We start from the raw sequence: 18,577 nt of genomic DNA, 5'->3' as shown, positions 1-18,577 counted from the left end.
CCTGGAGCGGTGCTTTGCCAGGAGCCTGGCCCGGGACATTGCCCGGGTTCTGGCCCGGGGCGGTTCCCGGGGCCTGGCCCGGGACGTTGCCGGGGGCGGTCCCCGGCGTAGTCCCCGGGTTCGTGTTCCTGTCCGTGCCCTTGTCGCGGGGCGTGTGCCCTGATCCCGTGTGGGCCGCCGGCAGGACCGGGTAGGACGAGCCGGGTGTCTGGCCCTGCGGGGGCGGGACCTCGCGGTCGTGCCTGCCCTCCGCCGCTCCGCTCGGACGCTCGTACCAGCCCTTGCGGCCCTGGTCGAAGACCGTGACGGTCTTCACCGGCTTCGGAGCGGGCTTGACCGCGACGAGACCGGAGGACCGGAACGAGGACCACTTCTCGCCGCTGTACGTCTGCCTGCCCCGGACCGCGACCGGCGGGCTCAAGGGGTTGCCGCACACGCAGCGGACCCTGGGCACGCCGCGGCCGTCGACCAGAACGGGCGTGCCGGCCTGCAGGACAGCCTGATAGCTGGTGGGCGCGTTGTTCCGGTACCCGTGGTTGGTGACCCGGGTGTCCCAGCCCAGCCGTACGGACGTCAGCGACCGCAGGTACGAGGGGATCTCGGGCTGCCGGATCCCCAGCGAGTCGGCGAACGCCCTGCCCTTGTCCGGGTGCTGCGCGAGGAAGCCGATCTGCTTCTCCACGTCACAGCTCACGACGTTCCGCGTGCCCCCGTACAGCCCCGGATACCCGCCGTCGACCTCGAGCGTGCGCGCAGCGCCCGTCGCCTTCCCGCCGGCGGGCATCGGCGTGACCTGGGCGACGCTCTCGGCCTGGGTGGCCGTCGAAGGAGTGAACGGATCCGGCCCGGCCTCGGGAGCGGCCTGGAGGAAGACCTCGCCGCCCACCGCGGTGTTCCCGCCCAGCAGGGTGAAGCTGAGGACCACCGCCGAGACCACGGCCGCTGCCGTACCCACACTCAGCACGGCCCTGCGCGATCGCCACCGGCGAACCCGCCCGCCGCCGCCCGCCGGCGAAGGCGACGACCCGGCGGACGACACGGGCAGAGGGCCCGACGGCGGCCCCGAAGGCGGCCCTGCCGGCGAAGCCCCCACCGACGGCGGAGGCACTGATGGCGGCGGAGGCGGAGGGGGCGGAGGCGGTGCATGCTCGCCCCGGCCCGACAAGGGACCCGGCGGAGGGCCGGTGGGACGCTCGGAAGAAGGCGGCGGGGAACTCACGAGACTCGCCCCCCGACACAAGGCAGCGGGTGAACAATGGTGACTCGCATGCGCTCGCTCCTTCCGAACCGTCAACGCCTCCACATCCCGGAGGTGAAACCTGGAATCCGTCTCCTGAGTAAGCCCCCCTCCTCCCGGCCACGTCATGCCGCGACCTTTCGGGACTTGACAAAGGAGGCGAAGGCGCAATCCCCAGCCGCAGGCCAGTGGTCACTCCGTGGAAAGGACGTGGTGTGGAAGCCATCGAGCAAGGCGAGGCGGCGCCGGCAACCGAAGGCGTCTACCTCCTGACCGTCGTCAGCCCGCGCAAGGACGAAGGCAACAGCCCGACCGGGATCGTCGGCCGGCGCCTGGCGCGACAACTGCTCTCCCAGGGCAGGCGTGTGCGCGTGATCGCCGAACCGGACCAGTGCGGCGGCTGGCCCGAGGCGGTCGAAGTCGTCGAAGGCTCCATCACCCGGCCGCTGGATTGCAGCCGGGCCTTCGACGGTGTCGAGGCCGTGTTCCTCGCCGGCGCACATCCCTCCACGATCCAGGACGCCCTGCTCCTGGCGCGGAAGGCCTCCGCCAGGAGGATCGCCCTGCTGTCGTCCCACGGCCCGGAGTACGAGGAGGCGAATCCGCCGGAGACCTGGTTCTGGCTGGCCATCGAGAAGGCGGTCGAGCACTCGGGCATCGCCTGGACGCACATCCGGCCGTCGGCGGTGATGGGCGCCGCCGTCGAGGGAACGTACCCGGCGACGGGGGCGGACTGGCCCGACACCGTCCGCGCCGAAGGGGTGGTCCGGGAGGCCTTCGCCGACGGGGGCCACTACCCCTTCATCCACGAGGAGGACCTCGCCGCCGTGGCGGCCGCAGCCCTGACCGGCGACGACTACACCGGAACGGTCATCGAGGCGGTGGGCCCGCCGCTGAGCACCCGTTCACGGATACGCGGCATCGCCGCCACCCTCGGTCGCGACATCGATGCGGTCACTCTCACGCCGGACGAGAGCCGGGCGGTCTGGCGGCGTCTCGGCTGGCCCGAGGGTGCGATCGAGGTGACGCTGTACGCCCTTGAGGAGTACGGCTCCCGATACGCCGAACTCCTCCAGTGGACGCTCGACCAGCGGCCGTCCGTACAGGACGTCACCGGCCGTCCGCCGCGCACCTACGACGACTGGCTGAGCGAGAACATCGACGCGTTTCGCTGACGCATCACGTCGCGGTCGCCTGCCGGCACGTGGGGCCGACGCTCACCCGGCGAATCCCGCGGGGACCTTCCCGCACTGCGAGAAAACGCTGACGGCGAGCGTCCCCGTGGGCTCGTACCAACCGACGTCGACCGTGTCACCGGTGTCCGGGTTCTCGAACCGGAATCCCATGCTGGTGATGTTCTCGCTGACGAGCTTCCAGCCCTGCTGTGACAGCCGGCTGCGGACGCGCTCCTCACCGGTGCGTGCGACGGCCTGCGGAACGCCGGTGGTCCTCGTGTCGAGATCGAAGTAGTACACGTCCCGGCGGGACCGGTCGATGTGGGCGAACCCCCGCAGTCCGCGGTAGTAGCAGGCACCCGTGTCCACTTGGTACGGCTCCTCGGCGGCCGAACCGGGCAGAGCCAGGTCTTCGTGTACGCGCTGGGCCTCCTCGCGGAGTCGCATGCCGACCACGTGCGGGTCGACCTCCGGGTACGGTGCGCCGTTCCACAAGCGGTAGCCGGCCCAGGTCACCGCCGTGAGGAGGGTGACGCCGCCGAGTACCAGCGCCGTACGGACGACGCGGCGCGCACGGGAGCGGGGTGGGACCTGGCCGGTTGCGGGCTGAACGGAGCTCATGGTCCGAGCGTAGGCGCGGGGCATCCGCCGGACATCGGGGCGGCTACTCAGATCCGCGTGAGTAGCCGCCCTGACGATCGGCCGGCTCAGCGGAAGAGCATGGACGCGTCCCCGGCCGGGGTGGCGACCGATCCCGGACACAGGAAGCTGCCCGAGGTCTTGGCGGCGGTGAAGGCCCGGTTGACGTACTTCCGGCTCGCCCCGTCGCGGTCCCACACGATGTTCGTCGCCTTGTAGCGGCAGGAGATGAAGCTCTGCCTGCCGGTGATGTCGATCAGATCGGTGCGCGCCGTTCCGGCGGCGTCGTCGAAGGTGAAGGCGGGGTTGTTGTTGAGGCTGGCGACGATGCCGCCGCCGCAGGCCAGATTGCCTCCGGGCGTGTTGATCGTGGTGCGGTCGACGGTGAGCGCGGCCGGGGCAGCGGCGCTCGTGCTCGCGTTGGTCCAGCTGCAGCTGTTGCCGGCGACCACGATCACGCCGTCGACCTTCTGGTCGGCCGCCGCGGTTCCGGTGCCGTGCGCGAGGGCGGTTCCGGTACTGGTGAAGGCTGCCGCGACGACCAGCGTCGCGATCCCGGCGGCGCGGGCGATGCGGGTGCTGTGCCTGGTGGGCGTGATGTGCCTCATGGTTCGCTCCTCCATGCCACGTACTGGTGGGGGTGGGCGAGGCGCTGGGCCTCTCAGAGGGTGCGGAGTGCGTGCCCGGAGAGTCCCACAGCCACCGCGAACTGTCAGGAGCATGTCATCGCCGTGCCGAGATTTGGCTGGAATTACCCATCGGTACGAGATCTCGCTCCCGGTCCGGCACGGGCCCGGCCCCGTCCGGGCCGGGCGCATCAGTGGCCGAGTGGGTCAGCGGGCCGCGGAGGTCTTGCGCAGCACGCCTATCTTGTCGATGCGGTGCTCGGGGTTGCCCTGGGCGTCGCTCCAGAAGTTGCCCTCGGCGTGGTCCTCCGGCGTGGCACAGGTCGAGATCGTGATCATGGCCTGGGTGGGGGTCGCCCCTGGCGCCCCGGGCACGGCCGCGCGCTGTTCGCCGAGCGAGCGCTCCGACCGGAAGGACGTCTTGCGGGTCGCGACGATCTCGTAGGTGTACTCCACCCCACCGACGGTCACGAGGACCGTGTCGCCCTTGTCCACGGCCGGCAGGTCGCGCAGCGGACCGCCTGCCGACAAGCGGTGCGCGGTGATCAGGAAATTGCCCACCTGGCCGGGGCCGACCCCGCCCTGCTTCCCGTAGGGGCTGGCCGCGTGGCCGAGATCCTGGATGCGGGTACCCGGTACGTCGTCGGTGGTGCCCTCGTACGGCGTCACGCGCAGTCCGGAGATGCCCACCGAAGGTATGGACAGGACCGAGGCCTGGGTTCGGACGCCGGCGTACGAGGCGGCCGGGGACGGTTCAGCGGCGGACGTGTACGTCGCCGAGGCGGCGGGCGGGGCGGCAGCGGGCGCCGAGGCGGGGACGGCTGCGGTCGTCTGCGGACGAGCCGCGGCACCGGCGGCGGCCGAGGGGCCGCACGCAGCCACCAGGGCGGCCACGGCTCCGGCGAGTACGGCGGGCACGGCACGGGACGGGAACGGCAAGGGCATGGGCGTTTTCCGTGTCGGTCGGTCGTCCGGGCCCTGCGGCAGGTGTGCGACCCGGTTCAGCGGCCAGAGTGACATACGGAGCAAGAGGTCCATAAGGGTCCAGGTCTGTGACCTCCCTCCCCCGGCCGGACCGGGGGTTCGTGTCAGCGCGTACGTTGCCCCGGTTGCTGGATTCGGCGGCTCGCCGCGTTCCGGACCCGGCGGGTGCGTCCGTGTTCGGCGAGCAGGGCTAGGGCATCGGGCGAGGTGACGGCCTGCGCGGCCGATGCCGTGCGCTGGAACCAGTCGGAGGCGCCGGTGAGCTCCTCGGCCGTCCACGGCTCGTCGAGGGCGATCGTCCGCAGGAGGGTCCACTCGCGCAGGCGGCGGGTCAGGAAGGGCCGGTCCCCGAGGACCTCGGCCATCATCCGGGCCCAGGCGGGGAATCCGGCGTCGGTCAGCAGGTGAGCCGCCCGGCGCTCCAGGTGGTGGTTCACCGCGGACTCCGCCATCGACACGCAGTCGTCGCGGAGGATCCCGGCCACCAGGCCGGCCTCGTCCGCCTCCAGGATGCTCTGCGGGACGTCGTCCAGGACCTGCAGGTAGCGGGCGTAGCGCCCGTGCTCGGGGGGTTCTTCGTCGATCTCGGGTGCAGTCATCCGGCCATCCAATCGTTTCGCGCGCTCCCGCGCTCCCGGCGGCACATATTCCGTACCGTGCCGTCGGCCGAGGGAGGAGACTCGCTTCATGGTGGACATGCGCATGTTCCGGGACGAGGTCAGCGGCTGGGCGGGGGGCGGCTCCGGCGGGCCGGCGGGTGATCTGGCCGTACGGCTGGGGGTGCGCACCGCGGTGCTGCTGGAAGGGCCGAGCGACCTCGCGGCCGTCGAGACCCTGGCCGAGCGGCGTGGCCGCGACCTCGCCGCCGAGGGGGTGTGCGTCGTACAGATGGGCGGGGCGATGAGCGTCGCCCGCTACGCCGGCCTGCTCGGCCCCACGGGCCTCGGCCTGCGCCTGGCAGGCCTGTGCGACGCGGGCGAGCAGGGCTTCTTCGAGCGCGGCCTGACCAGGGCACGGGCGCCGCACCGGGGCATCTTCGTGTGCGTGGCGGACCTCGAGGACGAGCTCATCCGCGCGCTGGGCACGCCGAGGGTCGAGGAGGTCGTCGAGACCGAGGGCGATCTGCGCGCCTGGCAGACCTTCGTCCGCCAGCCCGCACAGCACGGCCGGTCGCGGCAGCAGCAGTTGCGGCGCTTCCTCGGGACGAAGAAGGGCCGCAAGATCCGCTACGGGCGCCTCCTCGTCGAGGCCCTGGACCTCGACGAGGTGCCGGCTCCCCTCGACGACCTCCTCGCGAGCCTGTGACCGGACACCGGACACCGGACCCACCCACCCCGCTGCCTCACTCTTGCCGCAGGCTCGTGACCAGCTCGCGCGGCAGGCCGTGGGTGTCGTGGAGGTAGTGGAAGTCCTCCCCGCTCAGCGGGCCTCGGAACCGGGGCCGGGCGAGCACGTTCCGGCCGCGCTCCAGGAGCCGGCGGAACCGGCGTTCCTCCTCCAGGAGCATCCGCAGCACGTCTCCCGGGCTCAGGTCCAGCCGGAAGTGGTCCAGGGTGTGCCGGACCACTTCGTCCGGCAGGTCGCCGACGCTGCGCGAGGAGTCCTCCCGCCACAGCACGGTGAGCACCCGCCGCAGCAGGCGTCGCAGGACGTAGCCGCGTCCGGTGTTGGCCGGGCGCACTCCGTCGCCGAGTACGACGATGGCCGAGCGCAGGTGGTCGCAGACCAGGCGCAGCGAGGACCGGTCCAGGGGCCAGAGGTCCGGTACGAGGCGGCGCCAGGGGTCGAAGACGTCGCACTCGAACACGGACGACTTGCCCTGGAGCAGTGAGGCCAGCCGCTCCAGGCCCAGTCCGGTGTCGACGTTGCGCTGGGGAAGGGGGACGAGGGAGCCGTCGTCGAGCCGGTGGTGGCTCATCGAGACGTGGTTCCACACCTCCACCCAGCGGTCGTCGCGGGTGGGGGTCGACTCGGGCGGGCCGTCACCGCTCCACAGGAAGATCTCGGAGTCGGGACCGCACGGTCCGACGGGTCCGTTGGACCACCAGTTGTCCTCCATGGTGAGCTCGACGGGAACGCCGCGGTCCTGCCACAGCTGGAGGGAGGCGGTGTCCGGCCCGGTCCGGCCGTCGCCGGCGAAGACGGTGGCGTGCAGCAGCCCGGGATCGACGCCCAGGCCCTCGGTGAGCAGCCCGTATCCCCAGTCGAGGCTGAGCGGGCCTTCGTAGTCGCCCAGCGACCAGGTGCCGAGCATCTCGAAGACGGTCAGGTGAGTGGCGTCGCCGACCTCCTCCAGGTCCGTGGTGCGCAGACAGCGCTGCAGGTTGACCAGCCGCTTGCCCAGCGGATGGGGGCGGCCCTCCAGGTACGGGGTGAGCGGGTGCATGCCGGAGGTGGTGAAGAGCACGGGGTCGCCGGGTGGCGGGAGCAGGGTCGAGCCGACGATGCGGCGGTGGTCGCGCTCTTCGAAGTACTCGACGAACGTCTTGACGAGGTGTTCCGTGTGCATGGGGTGCGTCCTTCGCGTCATGGCGGGGAAGGCACCGGAGAACGGACCGTTCGCTCGTCCGGCCGGGGCGGGGAGGCCACGGCGCTGCCGACGGACCGTTGTCCGGTCGCCGGGGAAAGGGGGAAGGTCAGGCGGCGGCAACCGGCGAGCTGGTCGCTCGCGCGGTCGCGGTGATGGTGGGGCCGGTGACGTTCATGCGGCCGACCATAACGCGCCCTGACCAGCGGCGCACCCGAATTTTCCGCCTTGACGGCGGCACGGAGGGGGACGGGCCGTCGGGTCCCGGTGGGCCCGCGCGGACCCTACGTCGGGTCCTCTGGGCCGGTGGCCGGCCGTCGGCCCTCGTCGTCCTCGCGGCGGTCGACGAGGATGACCGCCACGTCGTCCGCCAGGCGGCTCTGCGTGTGGCGGAGCAGGGCCTGGTGCAGGCCCTCCAGGAACGCCGGCCGCGTGTGGTCGCGCATGGTCACCATGGCCTCGGGAAGGTCGAAGAAGGTGTTGTCCCGGTCGCGGGCCTCGATGACGCCGTCGGTACACAACAGCAGCCGGTCCCCCGGCGCGAACGTGTAGCGGTCCGTCCGCCCGGGAGGTCCGCTGATGAATTCCTCCAGGCCGAGCGGCGGCAGGGGAAGGCTGGGCATCAAGGGCCGGACCGTGCCGTTGCGCAGGAGCAGCGCCGGCGGGTGGCCCCGGTTGATCACCTCGACGTGGGGGCCGTCCGGGATCTGGGCCACGATCGCGGTGACGAATCCCTCCAGGCCCGTGTCCTCGCCGTCGGACGCGTGCTCGCTCGCGCCCGCGACGGCGGCGTCCCGCCGCAGGGCGGCTCCGCAGTGGTTGACGACCTCCACCAGGTCGTCCTCGTAGTGCACGGACTCCCGGAACGCCCCCAGCACGACCGCGGCGGCTCGTACGGCGGGCAACCCCTTGCCCCGGACGTCCCCGACGATCATCCGGACCCCGAACCGGGTCTGGACGACGTCGTACAGGTCGCCGCCGATCTGCGCGCCCTCCTCGGCCGCCAGGTACATGCTGGCCGCCCGTACGGGGCCCAGCCGGTCCGGTACCGGCCGCAGCAGGGCCTCCTGGGCCGCCACGGCGATCCGGCGGACCTGGTTGAGCTCGGTCTCGCGGCGCGTGCGCGCGGCCCCGCTGGTCATGACGCTCGCCGCCGTGACCAGGAAGAGGGCGAGGAAGTTCGTGTAGACCTGCTGGCCGCCCCAGGCGTGGTTGTGGGTCGCGGTGGTCACGCTGACGCCGACGGCCACCGCCGCGGCAGCGAGGGTGCCCTTGGGACCCATGGTCACCGCCGCCAGAGCGGGTGTCGCGACCAGCATGGGGCCGGTGTACACGACGTGCAGGGGCGTGAGCTCGATGAGGAGCACCAGCAGGGCGATCGCGAAGGGCACGCACTCCGCGAGCGCGAAAAGGACCTGGTGGTGGCCGCCGGCTCCCGGTCCCGGGGGCGAGCGCACGGGCGCTCTCATGAGTACAGCCTGCCCTGCCCGGACGCGTGGCCGCCACTCCGGTCCGCCTGTCCCTGCCGGCCGGCGGGGGGAGGCGGAAACGGCGGACGCCCCCGCGCCGCCCGCCGGCCCGCCGCACGCCGCGTCCGGAGCGACGGTCGGCCACCTCCGCGCACGGTCACGCTCGGACCGCGGCGCGCTGCCCGCTCATCCCTGCGCCCCTGCGCTCGCGAGTCCGTACTCCGGCAGTGCGATGTCCCCGGCCTTGGCGAACTGGGCGGCGAACAGGTTCCGCATCGGCCAGCGGGTCATCGACCTCATCGAGAGGTCGCGCAGCCGGATCCCCAGCCGCCCCGACGGCGCGAACCCGGCGGCCCCGCCGGGCGGCAGCTGCTGCGCCTGGCTCACGTACGGGCGCAGCACGCAGTCGTAGCGGCGGAGGGCGACGGCGTGGTCGCCCCCGGCGGCGGCGAGTTCACCGGCCAGGACGTAGGCGCCGACCAGGGCGAGGCTGGTCCCGAGGCCGGTCAGCGGGGTCGCGCAGTATCCGGCGTCGCCGAGCAGCGCCACGCGGCCGCGCGACCAGCTGTCGAGGCGGACCTGGCCCATGGAGTCGAGGAAGAAGTCCGGGGCGGTGCGCATCGCCCGCAGCAGGCGGGGGGCCTCCCAGCCGACGTGGGCGAAGCGCCGGGCCACGATCTCCTGCTGGGCGGCGAGGTCGCGGCGGTCGTAGGAGAGGGGTGGCGAGCGGAAGCTGAAGCCGGCCTTGATCTCGCCGGGGAGGCGGCCGGGGCGTGCGGAGACGACCAGGCCGCCGGGCGCGTTGTGCATCACGAACCAGCCGTCGAGGTCCAGGCCGTCGTGGGCGGTGAACCAGCTCGTGTAGAGGTCGATCGGGTGGACGAAGTCCCGCTCCGGCCCGAAGGCCAGCCCGCGCACCACGGAGTGCGGCCCGTCCGCGCCGACGACGAGCGCGAACCGGCGGGGTGCGGCCTTCTCGAAGGTGACGGTGACCCCGTCGGCGTGCTGGTCGATCCCGGTGATGGTGTCGTCGAAGAGGTACTCCGTGTCCGGCAGGGTCGCCTCGTACAGCAGCCGGGCGAGGTCCCCGCGGAGGATCTCGATCTCGGAGACGATCCCCTCGCCGCCGAAGCTGTCGGCGGGCAGTCGGGCGGTGGTCCGGCCGGCGGTGTCGACGAGCGCGAGGCCGCGCTGGTCCACGCTCTCCGCCCTGGCCCGGTCCATCAGGCCCATCCGTTCGATCACGGTGCGGCCGGCGCCGCGCAGGTCCACGGTCTGACCGCCCGGGCGGGGTTCCGGCGCACGCTCCACGACCGTGACCGTGAAGCCTCCCTTGCGTAGCCAGTACGCCAGCGCGGGCCCTGCGATGCCCGCGCCGCAGATGAGTATCTCGTTGTTCGCCATGCCGCGAATGTACGCCGTACGCAAACTAGTGCGCAAGCATGAAATACCCTGTGGGCATGGAGTATTGGCCCTGACCGCACTAGTGCGGAAGGGTGGGACGGATGCCGGTCCACGGGGATCGCACGGCGTCGGAGGCTAGGATGACGCCCATCCAGGTGCACTAGTGCAGAGGAGTATCGGTGGGCGGACAGGCGGTACCGCGCTACAGCCAGATCGTGGCCGAACTACGGCGGCGGATCGAGACGGGCGAACTGGCACCGGGCGATCGCGTGCCCTCGACCCGTGAGATCACCCGGCAGTGGGGCGTCGCCATGGCGACCGCGACCAAGGTGCTCTCCGAACTCCGCCGCGAGGGCATGGTCCTCGCCGTCCCGGGCGTCGGGACGGTCGTGGCCGCACCGAGCCGCCCGGTGCGGGCCACCCGGCCCCCTGCCCCCGCACACCCCGGCGGGCCGTCCGCCGCGCCCTTGGTGCAGGCGTCGCTCACGCTCGGACGGATCGTCGGCGCGGCCGTCGCCGTCGCCGACACGGAGGGGCTGGCCGCGGTCTCCATGCGCCGGGTGGCGGCCGAGCTCGACGTGGCGACCATGTCCCTGTACCGGCACGTGGCCGACAAGGACGACCTGCTGACGCGGATGATGGACGGCGTCATGGCGGAGCACCCGCTGCCCGCCGACCCGCCGGAGGGCTGGCGGGAGGCGGTCGAACTGGCGGCCCGGCAGCTCTGGGACCTGTTCCGCCGCCACGCGTGGCTCGCACCGGCCCTGTCGGTGACGCGCCCTCAGATCATCGTCTCGGCACTGCCGTACAGCGAGTGGATCCTCGCCACCCTGCACGCGCACGGACTCGACCTGCAGTCCGCCTTCACCGCGCACCTCATGCTCCTCAACTACGCCCGTGGCATCGCCGTCAACCTGGAGACGGAGCGGGAGGCCGAGGCGCACAGCGGCCTCGACAGCGAGGAGTGGATGGACACCCAGGAGCCCGCGCTGCTGGCGGTCCTGCGCACCGGCCGGTTCCCCGCGCTCTCCCGCCTGGCCACGGCCGGCTACGACTTCGACCTCGACGCCCTCTTCGAGTTCGGCCTCCAGCGGCTCCTCGACGGCCTCGCCCCGCTCCTCGACGAGAGCTCCGCCGGCTGACCGGGGAACCGAAAGACCCCCCGGCCACGGACCGGGCGCCGACCTGCGCGCCGCCCGCCGGGACCCGGCCCCGCGTACCCTCGACCCCGTGCCAGCCTCCCGCCTCCACCGCGTCGCCGTCCTCGTCCTCGAAGGCGCGAAGCCGCTCGACGTCGGCATCCCCGCACAGGTCTTCACGACCCGGGCGAGCATGCCGTACGAGGTGCGGGTGTGCGGCGCGGCGCCCGGTCTCGTGGCCGGCGGAGACGGCCTGTCGTACCACGTGACCCACGGGCTGGAGGCCCTCGCGTGGGCCGACATCGTGTTCGTCCCCGGCTACCGCTTCCCGGACCGCGAGGACCCGCCGCGTGCGGTCATCGACGCGCTGATCGCCGCACACGACCGGGGCGCGCGGCTCGCCGCCATCTCGACGGGTGCGTTCGCGCTCGCCGCCACGGGCCTGCTCGACGGCAAGCGCGCCACGACGCACTGGCACTACGCGCGGGCGCTCGCGGAGCGGCATCCGCTCGTCCGGCTCGACGAGAACGTCCTCTTCGTCGACGAGGGCAGCGTCCTGACCTCGGCCGGCGCCGCCTCCGGCATCGACCTGTGCCTGCACATCCTGCGGGGTGACATCGGCGTGTCCGCCTCCAACCACGCGGCCCGGCGCCTGGTCGCGGCTCCCTACCGCAGCGGCGGCCAGGCGCAGTACGTGCCGCGCAGCGTGCCCGAGCCGCTCGGCGAGCGGTTCGCCGCCACGCGCGAGTGGGCGCTGCACCGGCTCGGCGAGCCGCTCACCCTGGAGTCGCTCGCCCGGCACGCCGGGGTCTCGCCCCGCACGTTCTCGCGGCGCTTCGCGGAGGACACCGGGTACACCCCGATGCAGTGGGTCATGCGGGCCCGCATCGACGTGGCCCGGGAACTGCTTGAACGCTCGCAGCGCGGCATCGAGCAGATCGCCGCCGACGTGGGGCTCGGCACCGGCGCGAACCTGCGCTTGCACTTCCAGCGCATCCTCGGCACCACCCCGACCGAGTACCGGCGCACCTTCACCCAGGGCGAATAGCCCGCCATCGGCCCGCCGCCGCGCCACCCCGCCATGCGGTCGTGCCGTGCCGCCGTGGCGGGATCCTTTTGAACCATGGCGATCACGCCGCTGTCGCGGGCGGGCGCCGGACGCGAACCTGATGGCGAACGAAAGGGACATCGCTCATGACTCGCATTGCCATCAACGGATTCGGCCGCATCGGGCGCAACGTGCTGCGCGCGCTCCTCGAACGCGACACGGACCTGGAGGTCGTCGCCGTCAACGACCTCACGGAGCCCGCCACCCTCGCGCGACTGCTCGCGTACGACACCACCTCCGGCCGGCTCGGCCGCCCGGTGACCGTCGACGGGGACGTCCTCGTCGTCGACGGCCACCGCATCAAGGTGCTCGCCGAGCGGGAGCCGGCGCAGCTGCCGTGGGCCGATCTCGGTGTCGACATCGTGCTGGAGGCCACCGGCCGCTTCACCTCCGCCGAGGCCGCCCGTGCCCACGTCAAGGCGGGCGCGCGCAAGGTGCTCGTGAGCGCGCCGTCCGACGGCGCCGACGTCACGCTCGCGTTCGGGGTCAACTCCGACACGTACGACCCGGCCCTGCACACCATCGTCTCGAACGCCTCGTGCACGACCAACGCGCTCGCGCCGCTGGCCGCGGTCCTCGACGACCTCGCCGGCATCGAGCACGGCTTCATGACGACGGTGCACGCCTACACGCAGGAGCAGAACCTGCAGGACGGCCCGCACCGCGACCCGCGCCGTGCCCGCGCCGCCGGCGTCAACATCGTGCCGACCTCGACCGGAGCCGCGAAGGCGATCGGCCTGGTGCTGCCGCAGCTCGACGGCAAGCTGTCGGGCGACTCGATCCGCGTACCGGTCCCGGTGGGGTCGATCGTCGAGCTCAACACGACCGTGGCCCGCGAGGTGACGCGCGACGAGATCCTGGCGGCGTACCGCGCCGCCGCGGAGGGACCGCTGGCCGGCGTGCTCGAGTACTCGGACGACCCGCTGGTGTCCTCCGACATCACGGGCAACCCCGCCTCGTCGATCTTCGACTCGGAGCTGACCCGCGTCGACGGCCGCCACGTCAAGGTGGTCGCCTGGTACGACAACGAGTGGGGCTTCTCGAACCGCGTGATCGACACCCTCACCCTCCTCGCCACCCGCTGAGCCGACAGCACACCGGTGGAGCTCCGGTCGGCCGCACGGGCCGACCGGAGGAGCGCAAGGGGTTAGCGGGAGGCCCGGGGTACGTCAAGCCACGGGATTCAGGGACGTGACGGTGCGGAGTGGGCGGGGCCTACTGGAGGTTCCCCGCACCACCTCGACCCCAGGAGCTTCCATGACCCCCCTCTTCCGCACCCCGCGCTTCCTCATGCTGGCCGCCTCGACCGCCGTGATCACGGGAGCCGTGCTGGTCCCGACCAGCGCGTTCGCGTCCGTCCCGGCGGCGGCGCCGCACGCCGTCGTGGCAGATGACCGCGTCGTGGCCCCCGATGATCTGGGCGGCAGCGACAACAGTGGCAAGCACCTGCTCATCGGGCGCGCCGAGGAGTCCCTCTTCGGGTCCCGCCAGGGCGACGCCGGCACCGATACGGGCATCCGCATCGTTCCGCCCAGGAGCCGTACCTGGTTCTGTGTCGCCGCGCCGTGCGACGACCCGTTGGCCAAGCCCGTCCCCAAGGACGTGCCCGTCCCCGACGGCTTCCCCGTCCCCGATGGCCTGCCCATTCCGGACCTGCCCGTTCCGGACCTGCCCGTTCCGGACCTGCCCATCCCGGACGACGAGGTCACCACCGGTGACTTGACCGCCCCCAACGGCTGACGCCGTCACGACGGTTCGCCGCGGCGAGGGGCCGCCACCCCGTCCGGTGGCGGCCCTTCGCCGTGTACGCGTGGCTAGAGGTCCCCGTAGCGCATGCGCCCCAGGGCCGTCATCGGCATGTCGTGCGCGGCGACCGGAGCCGGGAGGCATGTGGAGCCGGTCAGGTAGCGGTCCACGGCGGCCGCCGCCGCGCGGCCCTCGGCGATGGCCCACACCACCAGTGACTGTCCGCGGCCCGCGTCGCCCGCGACGAACACTCCCGGCGCCCGCCCTCCGCCCGCGGCGAAGCCGGCGTCCCGCGCGAAGTTGCCGCGCCCGTCGAGCTCCAGCCCCAGTTGCTCGCGCAGGCCGCCGGCCCGCTCGGGGCCCGAGAAGCCGAGGGCCAGCAGCACCAGGCCTGTCGGTATGACGTGCTCGGTGCCGGCCAGGGGGCTGCGGCCCACCGGCTCGACGGCGGTCAGGTGCAGCGCCCGTACCCGGCCCGAGTCGTCCCCCTCGAAGCGCAGGGTGGCGCTGGAGAACAGCCGGGGGTCGCGGCCCGCGTGCCCGCGGGCCTCCTCGTGGGCGTGGGAGATCCGGTACGTCTTCGGGTACACCGGCCAGGGTTCGCCGTCGGTCCGGCCCGCGCCGGGCTCGGGGTTGATGTCGAGCTGGACGACGGAGATCGCGCCCTGCCGCAGGGCCGTCCCGAGGCAGTCGGAGCCGGTGTCGCCGCCGCCCACGATGACCACGTGTCTGCCCTCGGCGGTGACGGGCGACACTGCGTAGTCCCCCTCCTGCACCCGGTTGGCGCAGGTCAGGTACTCCATGGCCTGGTGGATGCCCTGCAACCCGCGGCCGGGTACCGGTAGTTCCCGGCGCTCGCCGGCCCCGGTCGCGACGACGACCGCGTCGCACCGGCTGCGCAGTTCGGCCGCGCTGGTGCAGGCCGCCCCACCGGTGCCCGCCGCGGCGCCGGCCGCGCCGCCGACGTCCGCACCCGTGACGAACTCCGTGCCCTCGGCGCGCATCTGCTCGATCCGGCGCTCCAGGTGGGCCTTCTCCATCTTGAACTCGGGGATGCCGTAGCGCAGCAGTCCGCCGATCCGGTCGGCCCGCTCGTGGACCGTGACGCAGTGCCCGGCCCGCGTCAGCTGCTGTGCCGCGGCCAGTCCGGCCGGACCGGAGCCGATGACGGCCACCGTCCTGCCGCTGCGCTTCTCCGGTGGCCTCGGGGTCAGGTAGCCGCGCCGCAGGCCCTCGTCCGCGATGGTCTGCTCGACGTTCTTGATGGTCACCGGGTCCGCGTTGATCGTGAGGACACAGGCGTCCTCGCAGGGGGCCGGGCAGAGCCGGCCCGTGAACTCCGGGAAGTTGTTGGTCGCGTGCAGCCGCTCGTACGCCGCGCGCCAGTCGCCGTGGGCGGCGTACGCGTTCCACTCGGGTATGAGGTTTCCCAGGGGACAGCCGGTGTGGCAGAACGGAATTCCGCAGTCCATGCAGCGGTCGGCCTGCCGGGAGACGAGCGGCAGCACCGCCTGGCCCGCGTACACCTCGTGCCAGTCGCCCAGCCTCGCCGCTACGGGCCGGGCCGGGACTGCCTCCCGGGGGATCCGGAGGAAGCCGAACGGATCGGTCACATGCCGCCTCCCTGGATCGTTCGCGACGGGGTGCACGGAGCGACGCCCCCTGCTCCCCGTACGCGCGTTCTGCGGCGGTCCGACCAGGTTACGCCGCCTTCGCTCCGATGTGACCGGGCAGGAGGCCCCGGTGACCGGCCGGGCGCAAAAGGTGACGACCGGCCGGTGACCGGCGGCGCGGGCGGGTAGCGTGGCGCGGATGATGGTGGGCACCCCGGACACCCGGCTCGTCGTACTGCGCGGGAACAGCGCCTCGGGCAAGTCGTCGGTGGCGGCCGGCCTCCGCGACCGGTTCGGCCGGGGCCTGGCCCTGGTCGGTCAGGACCTGGTGCGCCGCGTCGTCCTGCGCGAACGCGACCGGCCGGACGGCGCGAACATCGGCCTGATCGACACCGTCGCGCGGTACGCCCTCGACGCCGGCTACCACGTCGTCGTCGAGGGCATCCTCTACGCCGACCACTACGGGGACATGCTCGCGCGGCTGCGCGCCGACCACTGCGGCCCGACCCACGGCTACTACCTGGACGTGCCCTTCGAGATGACGCTCGCCCGCCATGCGACGAAGCCGATCGCGGACGAGGTCTCCGCGGCGGACCTCGGCTCCTGGTACCGGCCGCTCGACCTGCTGCCCGGCGGCGTGGAGACCGTCATCGGCGCCGCGAGCTCCCTCGACGACACCGTCGGTCGCATCCTGCGCGACACGGGCCTGGCCGGCCTGCCCGCCCGGGAGCACTGACGACCCCGTCCACCGTGCGGGGGCCGCCGTGCAGATCGACGTCGACGGTTCAGAGCCCTCACCGCACCCGGATAATGGCACCGACCCCGACGGCCACCGTGCGCGTGCTCGGTCGCGGCCTGACGGACTTACCGGGGAGACGAAGGATCGATGATGCTCGAAGCGGGCCAGCGGGTGAAGTTGGCAGCAGACCTGAGGCTGGCCGGGGCGGTCGTGCCGGCCGGGGACTCCCCGGCGGCGGCCACGGAGGCCGTCGCCGGCTCGCTGTCCCTGGCATCGGGCACCAGGGGCACCGTCGAGCGGGTGAACGAACCCCTGCAGCAGGAACCGGGCCCGGACGCCCGCGAGTACGTACGGCTCAAGTCGCTCCTCGACGACTTCGGCCACCAGATGCCCTCGGGGACCAGGAAGCAGCTCGAAGAGCAGGTCGGCTCCCTGGAACCCGAGTGGATCGCCTACCAGGAGCAGCGGCTCCACGTGACGGTCCGCGTACGCCTCGACAACGGTTTCGTCCTCGACGATGCAGACGTGGAGGTCTTCACGTCCGATTCCGACTGATCGCCTGGGCCGGCGGTCGGTACCGCGGGGCGCCAGGGGCGGCTGCGTGCTCTGGCACGCTCACGCGTACCGCGATTCACTGGAGAGTGCCGCAACCGCGCGCCCGCAGCGGAATCGCTCCGTCCACCGCGGACCCCGCCGGGTGCATGCCGGGAGGTCCCGTGAACACGCACACGCCACCCCGTTTCGACCCCACCCGCGTCCCCCACCTGCTGGGATCGTTCGCGCCGGTGACGGAAGAGGTCGATGTCGCCGATCTGGAGGTGACGGGCGAGCTGCCGGCGTCCTTGGACGGCCTGTACCTGCGCAACGGCCCCAATCCCCGTTTCACGCCGATCGGCTCGTACCTGTACCCGATCGACGGCGACGGCATGCTGCACGGGGTCTGGCTTTCCGGGGGCCGCGCCCGCTATCGCAACCGCTTCGTACGCACCCCCGCGGTGGAGGCCGAGGAGCGCGCCGGGCACGCCCTCTGGGGCGGCCTCGCATCGATGATCGTGCCAGACGCCGACCAGGTCGGACCGGAGCTCGCCGGAACCTTCAGGGACCTGCCCGACATCAATGTCGTCCGACACGCCGGCCGCCTGCTGGCCCTCGCCGAGTCGGCCTGCCCGTACCGGATCGGTGCGGGCCTGGAGACCCTCGGCCGTGAGGACTTCGGTGGGTCCCTGCCTGCGGGCATCACCGCCCATCCCAAGATCGACCCGGTCACCGGCGAGATGGTCGTCTTCTGCTACGGACTGGAGCCGCCCTACCTGACCTGGTCGGTCATCGGCCGGGACGGTGCCGTCACCCGCGGGCCGACGACCGTCGACGGGGTGGACGAGCCGATGATGATCCACGACATGGCCCTGACCGACCGCTACGCCGTCCTCGTCCTCGCCCCGGCCTTCTTCGACCTGGGCTCCGCCATGGCGGGCGGCTCGTTCCTGGCCTGGCGGCCCGAGCGCGGCACCCGCGTGGCCCTGATCCCGCGCGACGGCGGACCGCCGCGCTGGGCGGCGGACGAGGCGTTCTGGATGTGGCACACGGTGAACGCCTACGACGACGGCCCCGGCGCGGACGCCCCCGTGGTCCTCGACTACGTGCAGTGGAGCAGGCTGACCGTCGGAGACGGCCCCGGGGCCGCCGCGGAGCCCGTGAGCGGCGGCCTGGTACGCGCGCGCATCGATCCGGCCGCCGGCAGCATGGCGCGCACCCCGCTGGACGACTGCCGGGTGGAATTCCCGCGGGTCGACGACCGGCGTATCGGCCGGCGCCACCGCATCGCCGCGCTGGCCACCGGGACGGGGCGGGCGGACCTGCTGCCGGGCGAGTACGACGCCGTGCGCTGGTACGACACCGAGACCGGCACCGCCCGTGTCTGGTCGGCCGGGGACCTCTCCGTCGGCGAGCCGGTCTTCGCCCCCGAGCCAGGCCGGGACTCCGACGAGCGCGGCCACTGGCTGACGTTCGCCACCGACCGGACCGACGGGTCGAGCTGGTTCCTGGTCATCCCCGCCGAGGACCCCGCCTCCGGGCCGGTCGCCCGCGCCCGCATCCCCGTCCGGGTCCCGCTCGGCCTGCACGGCTGCTGGCTGCCCGGCGAGCCCTGAACCCGGGAGGGGCCCCGCCGC

General features: G+C 72.9%; 18 protein-coding genes. 9 read left to right on the top strand and 9 right to left on the bottom strand.

Translation table 11 applies throughout. The features are described from left to right. Positions 1-955 (bottom strand): DUF6777 domain-containing protein (locus ACIPYQ_RS35790; protein ID WP_401258348.1); only part of this gene is annotated, 955 nt, incomplete at its 3' end. Between the two features lie 497 nt (positions 956-1,452). Here ACIPYQ_RS35790 and ACIPYQ_RS35785 point away from each other — a divergent pair. Beyond that, positions 1,453-2,412, top strand: coding sequence for an SDR family oxidoreductase (locus ACIPYQ_RS35785; protein ID WP_401258347.1), 960 nt, complete (start codon positions 1,453-1,455; stop codon positions 2,410-2,412). Between the two features lie 42 nt (positions 2,413-2,454). Here the strand turns inward: ACIPYQ_RS35785 and ACIPYQ_RS35780 are convergent, their stop codons facing one another. The 4 genes from ACIPYQ_RS35780 to ACIPYQ_RS35765 all read right to left on the bottom strand — a co-directional run bounded on the left by ACIPYQ_RS35780 (position 2,455) and on the right by ACIPYQ_RS35765 (position 5,260). Further along, complete coding sequence (locus tag ACIPYQ_RS35780; RefSeq protein WP_401258346.1) at positions 2,455-3,033, bottom strand: hypothetical protein; 579 nt, start codon at positions 3,031-3,033, stop codon at positions 2,455-2,457. Between the two features lie 86 nt (positions 3,034-3,119). Continuing rightward, a complete protein-coding gene (locus ACIPYQ_RS35775) occupies positions 3,120-3,659 on the bottom strand; it encodes a hypothetical protein (RefSeq protein WP_401258344.1) in 540 nt (179 codons plus the stop codon). A 225-nt stretch (positions 3,660-3,884) separates the two neighbouring features. Continuing rightward, positions 3,885-4,622, bottom strand: a complete 738-nt coding sequence (locus ACIPYQ_RS35770; RefSeq protein WP_401258343.1) for a sortase domain-bontaining protein — start codon at positions 4,620-4,622, stop codon at positions 3,885-3,887. 143 nt (positions 4,623-4,765) lie between these two features. Continuing rightward, on the bottom strand, positions 4,766-5,260 hold the full coding sequence (locus ACIPYQ_RS35765) for a hypothetical protein (protein ID WP_401258342.1): 495 nt from the start codon (positions 5,258-5,260) through the stop codon (positions 4,766-4,768). 88 nt (positions 5,261-5,348) lie between these two features. On the opposite strand from ACIPYQ_RS35765, the gene ACIPYQ_RS35760 reads away from it, so the two are divergent. Beyond that, positions 5,349-5,966 carry a TOPRIM nucleotidyl transferase/hydrolase domain-containing protein gene (locus tag ACIPYQ_RS35760; RefSeq protein WP_401258341.1) on the top strand — a complete coding sequence of 206 codons (618 nt, stop codon included), beginning with the start codon at positions 5,349-5,351 and terminating at the stop codon, positions 5,964-5,966. 37 nt (positions 5,967-6,003) lie between these two features. Here the strand turns inward: ACIPYQ_RS35760 and ACIPYQ_RS35755 are convergent, their stop codons facing one another. The 3 genes from ACIPYQ_RS35755 to ACIPYQ_RS35745 form a co-directional block, all read right to left on the bottom strand. Next, entirely contained in the window at positions 6,004-7,170 is a 1,167-nt protein-coding gene (locus ACIPYQ_RS35755) for an alanine--tRNA ligase-related protein (RefSeq protein ID WP_401258340.1), read from the bottom strand. Between the two features lie 302 nt (positions 7,171-7,472). Further along, positions 7,473-8,657, bottom strand: a complete 1,185-nt coding sequence (locus tag ACIPYQ_RS35750; protein ID WP_401258339.1) for a PP2C family protein-serine/threonine phosphatase — start codon at positions 8,655-8,657, stop codon at positions 7,473-7,475. Positions 8,658-8,843: 186 nt separating this feature from the next. Then, positions 8,844-10,061, bottom strand: coding sequence for an FAD-dependent monooxygenase (locus ACIPYQ_RS35745; RefSeq protein ID WP_401258338.1), 1,218 nt, complete (start codon positions 10,059-10,061; stop codon positions 8,844-8,846). A gap of 179 nt (positions 10,062-10,240) precedes the next feature. Between ACIPYQ_RS35745 and ACIPYQ_RS35740 the strand changes: the two genes are divergently transcribed. From ACIPYQ_RS35740 to ACIPYQ_RS35725, 4 genes are all read left to right on the top strand, one after another. Next, complete coding sequence (locus ACIPYQ_RS35740) at positions 10,241-11,203, top strand: TetR/AcrR family transcriptional regulator C-terminal domain-containing protein (protein ID WP_401258337.1); 963 nt, start codon at positions 10,241-10,243, stop codon at positions 11,201-11,203. Positions 11,204-11,291: 88 nt separating this feature from the next. Continuing rightward, entirely contained in the window at positions 11,292-12,248 is a 957-nt protein-coding gene (locus ACIPYQ_RS35735) for a helix-turn-helix domain-containing protein (RefSeq protein ID WP_361763338.1), read from the top strand. 146 nt (positions 12,249-12,394) lie between these two features. Continuing rightward, positions 12,395-13,393: a type I glyceraldehyde-3-phosphate dehydrogenase gene (gene gap, locus ACIPYQ_RS35730; protein ID WP_361763341.1), complete on the top strand. Its 999-nt coding sequence runs from the start codon at positions 12,395-12,397 to the stop codon at positions 13,391-13,393. 172 nt (positions 13,394-13,565) lie between these two features. After that, entirely contained in the window at positions 13,566-14,048 is a 483-nt protein-coding gene (locus ACIPYQ_RS35725) for a hypothetical protein (protein WP_401258335.1), read from the top strand. A 74-nt stretch (positions 14,049-14,122) separates the two neighbouring features. Here the strand turns inward: ACIPYQ_RS35725 and ACIPYQ_RS35720 are convergent, their stop codons facing one another. After that, positions 14,123-15,667 carry a glutamate synthase subunit beta gene (locus ACIPYQ_RS35720; RefSeq protein ID WP_401258334.1) on the bottom strand — a complete coding sequence of 515 codons (1,545 nt, stop codon included), beginning with the start codon at positions 15,665-15,667 and terminating at the stop codon, positions 14,123-14,125. Positions 15,668-15,869: 202 nt separating this feature from the next. Between ACIPYQ_RS35720 and ACIPYQ_RS35715 the strand changes: the two genes are divergently transcribed. The 3 genes from ACIPYQ_RS35715 (at position 15,870) to ACIPYQ_RS35705 (ending at position 18,556) form a co-directional block, all read left to right on the top strand. Continuing rightward, positions 15,870-16,403, top strand: a complete 534-nt coding sequence (locus ACIPYQ_RS35715) for a kinase (RefSeq protein WP_401258487.1) — start codon at positions 15,870-15,872, stop codon at positions 16,401-16,403. Positions 16,404-16,553: 150 nt separating this feature from the next. Continuing rightward, positions 16,554-16,961, top strand: a complete 408-nt coding sequence (locus ACIPYQ_RS35710; protein ID WP_401258333.1) for a hypothetical protein — start codon at positions 16,554-16,556, stop codon at positions 16,959-16,961. Positions 16,962-17,122: 161 nt separating this feature from the next. Further along, complete coding sequence (locus ACIPYQ_RS35705; protein WP_401258332.1) at positions 17,123-18,556, top strand: carotenoid oxygenase family protein; 1,434 nt, start codon at positions 17,123-17,125, stop codon at positions 18,554-18,556. The last annotated feature ends 21 nt before the right edge of the window (positions 18,557-18,577 follow it).

The sequence above is a fragment of the Streptomyces sp. NPDC090045 genome (assembly GCF_044747975.1).
GTDB lineage: Bacteria > Actinomycetota > Actinomycetes > Streptomycetales > Streptomycetaceae > Streptomyces.
This window is presented reverse-complemented; position numbering and strand designations above follow the sequence as displayed.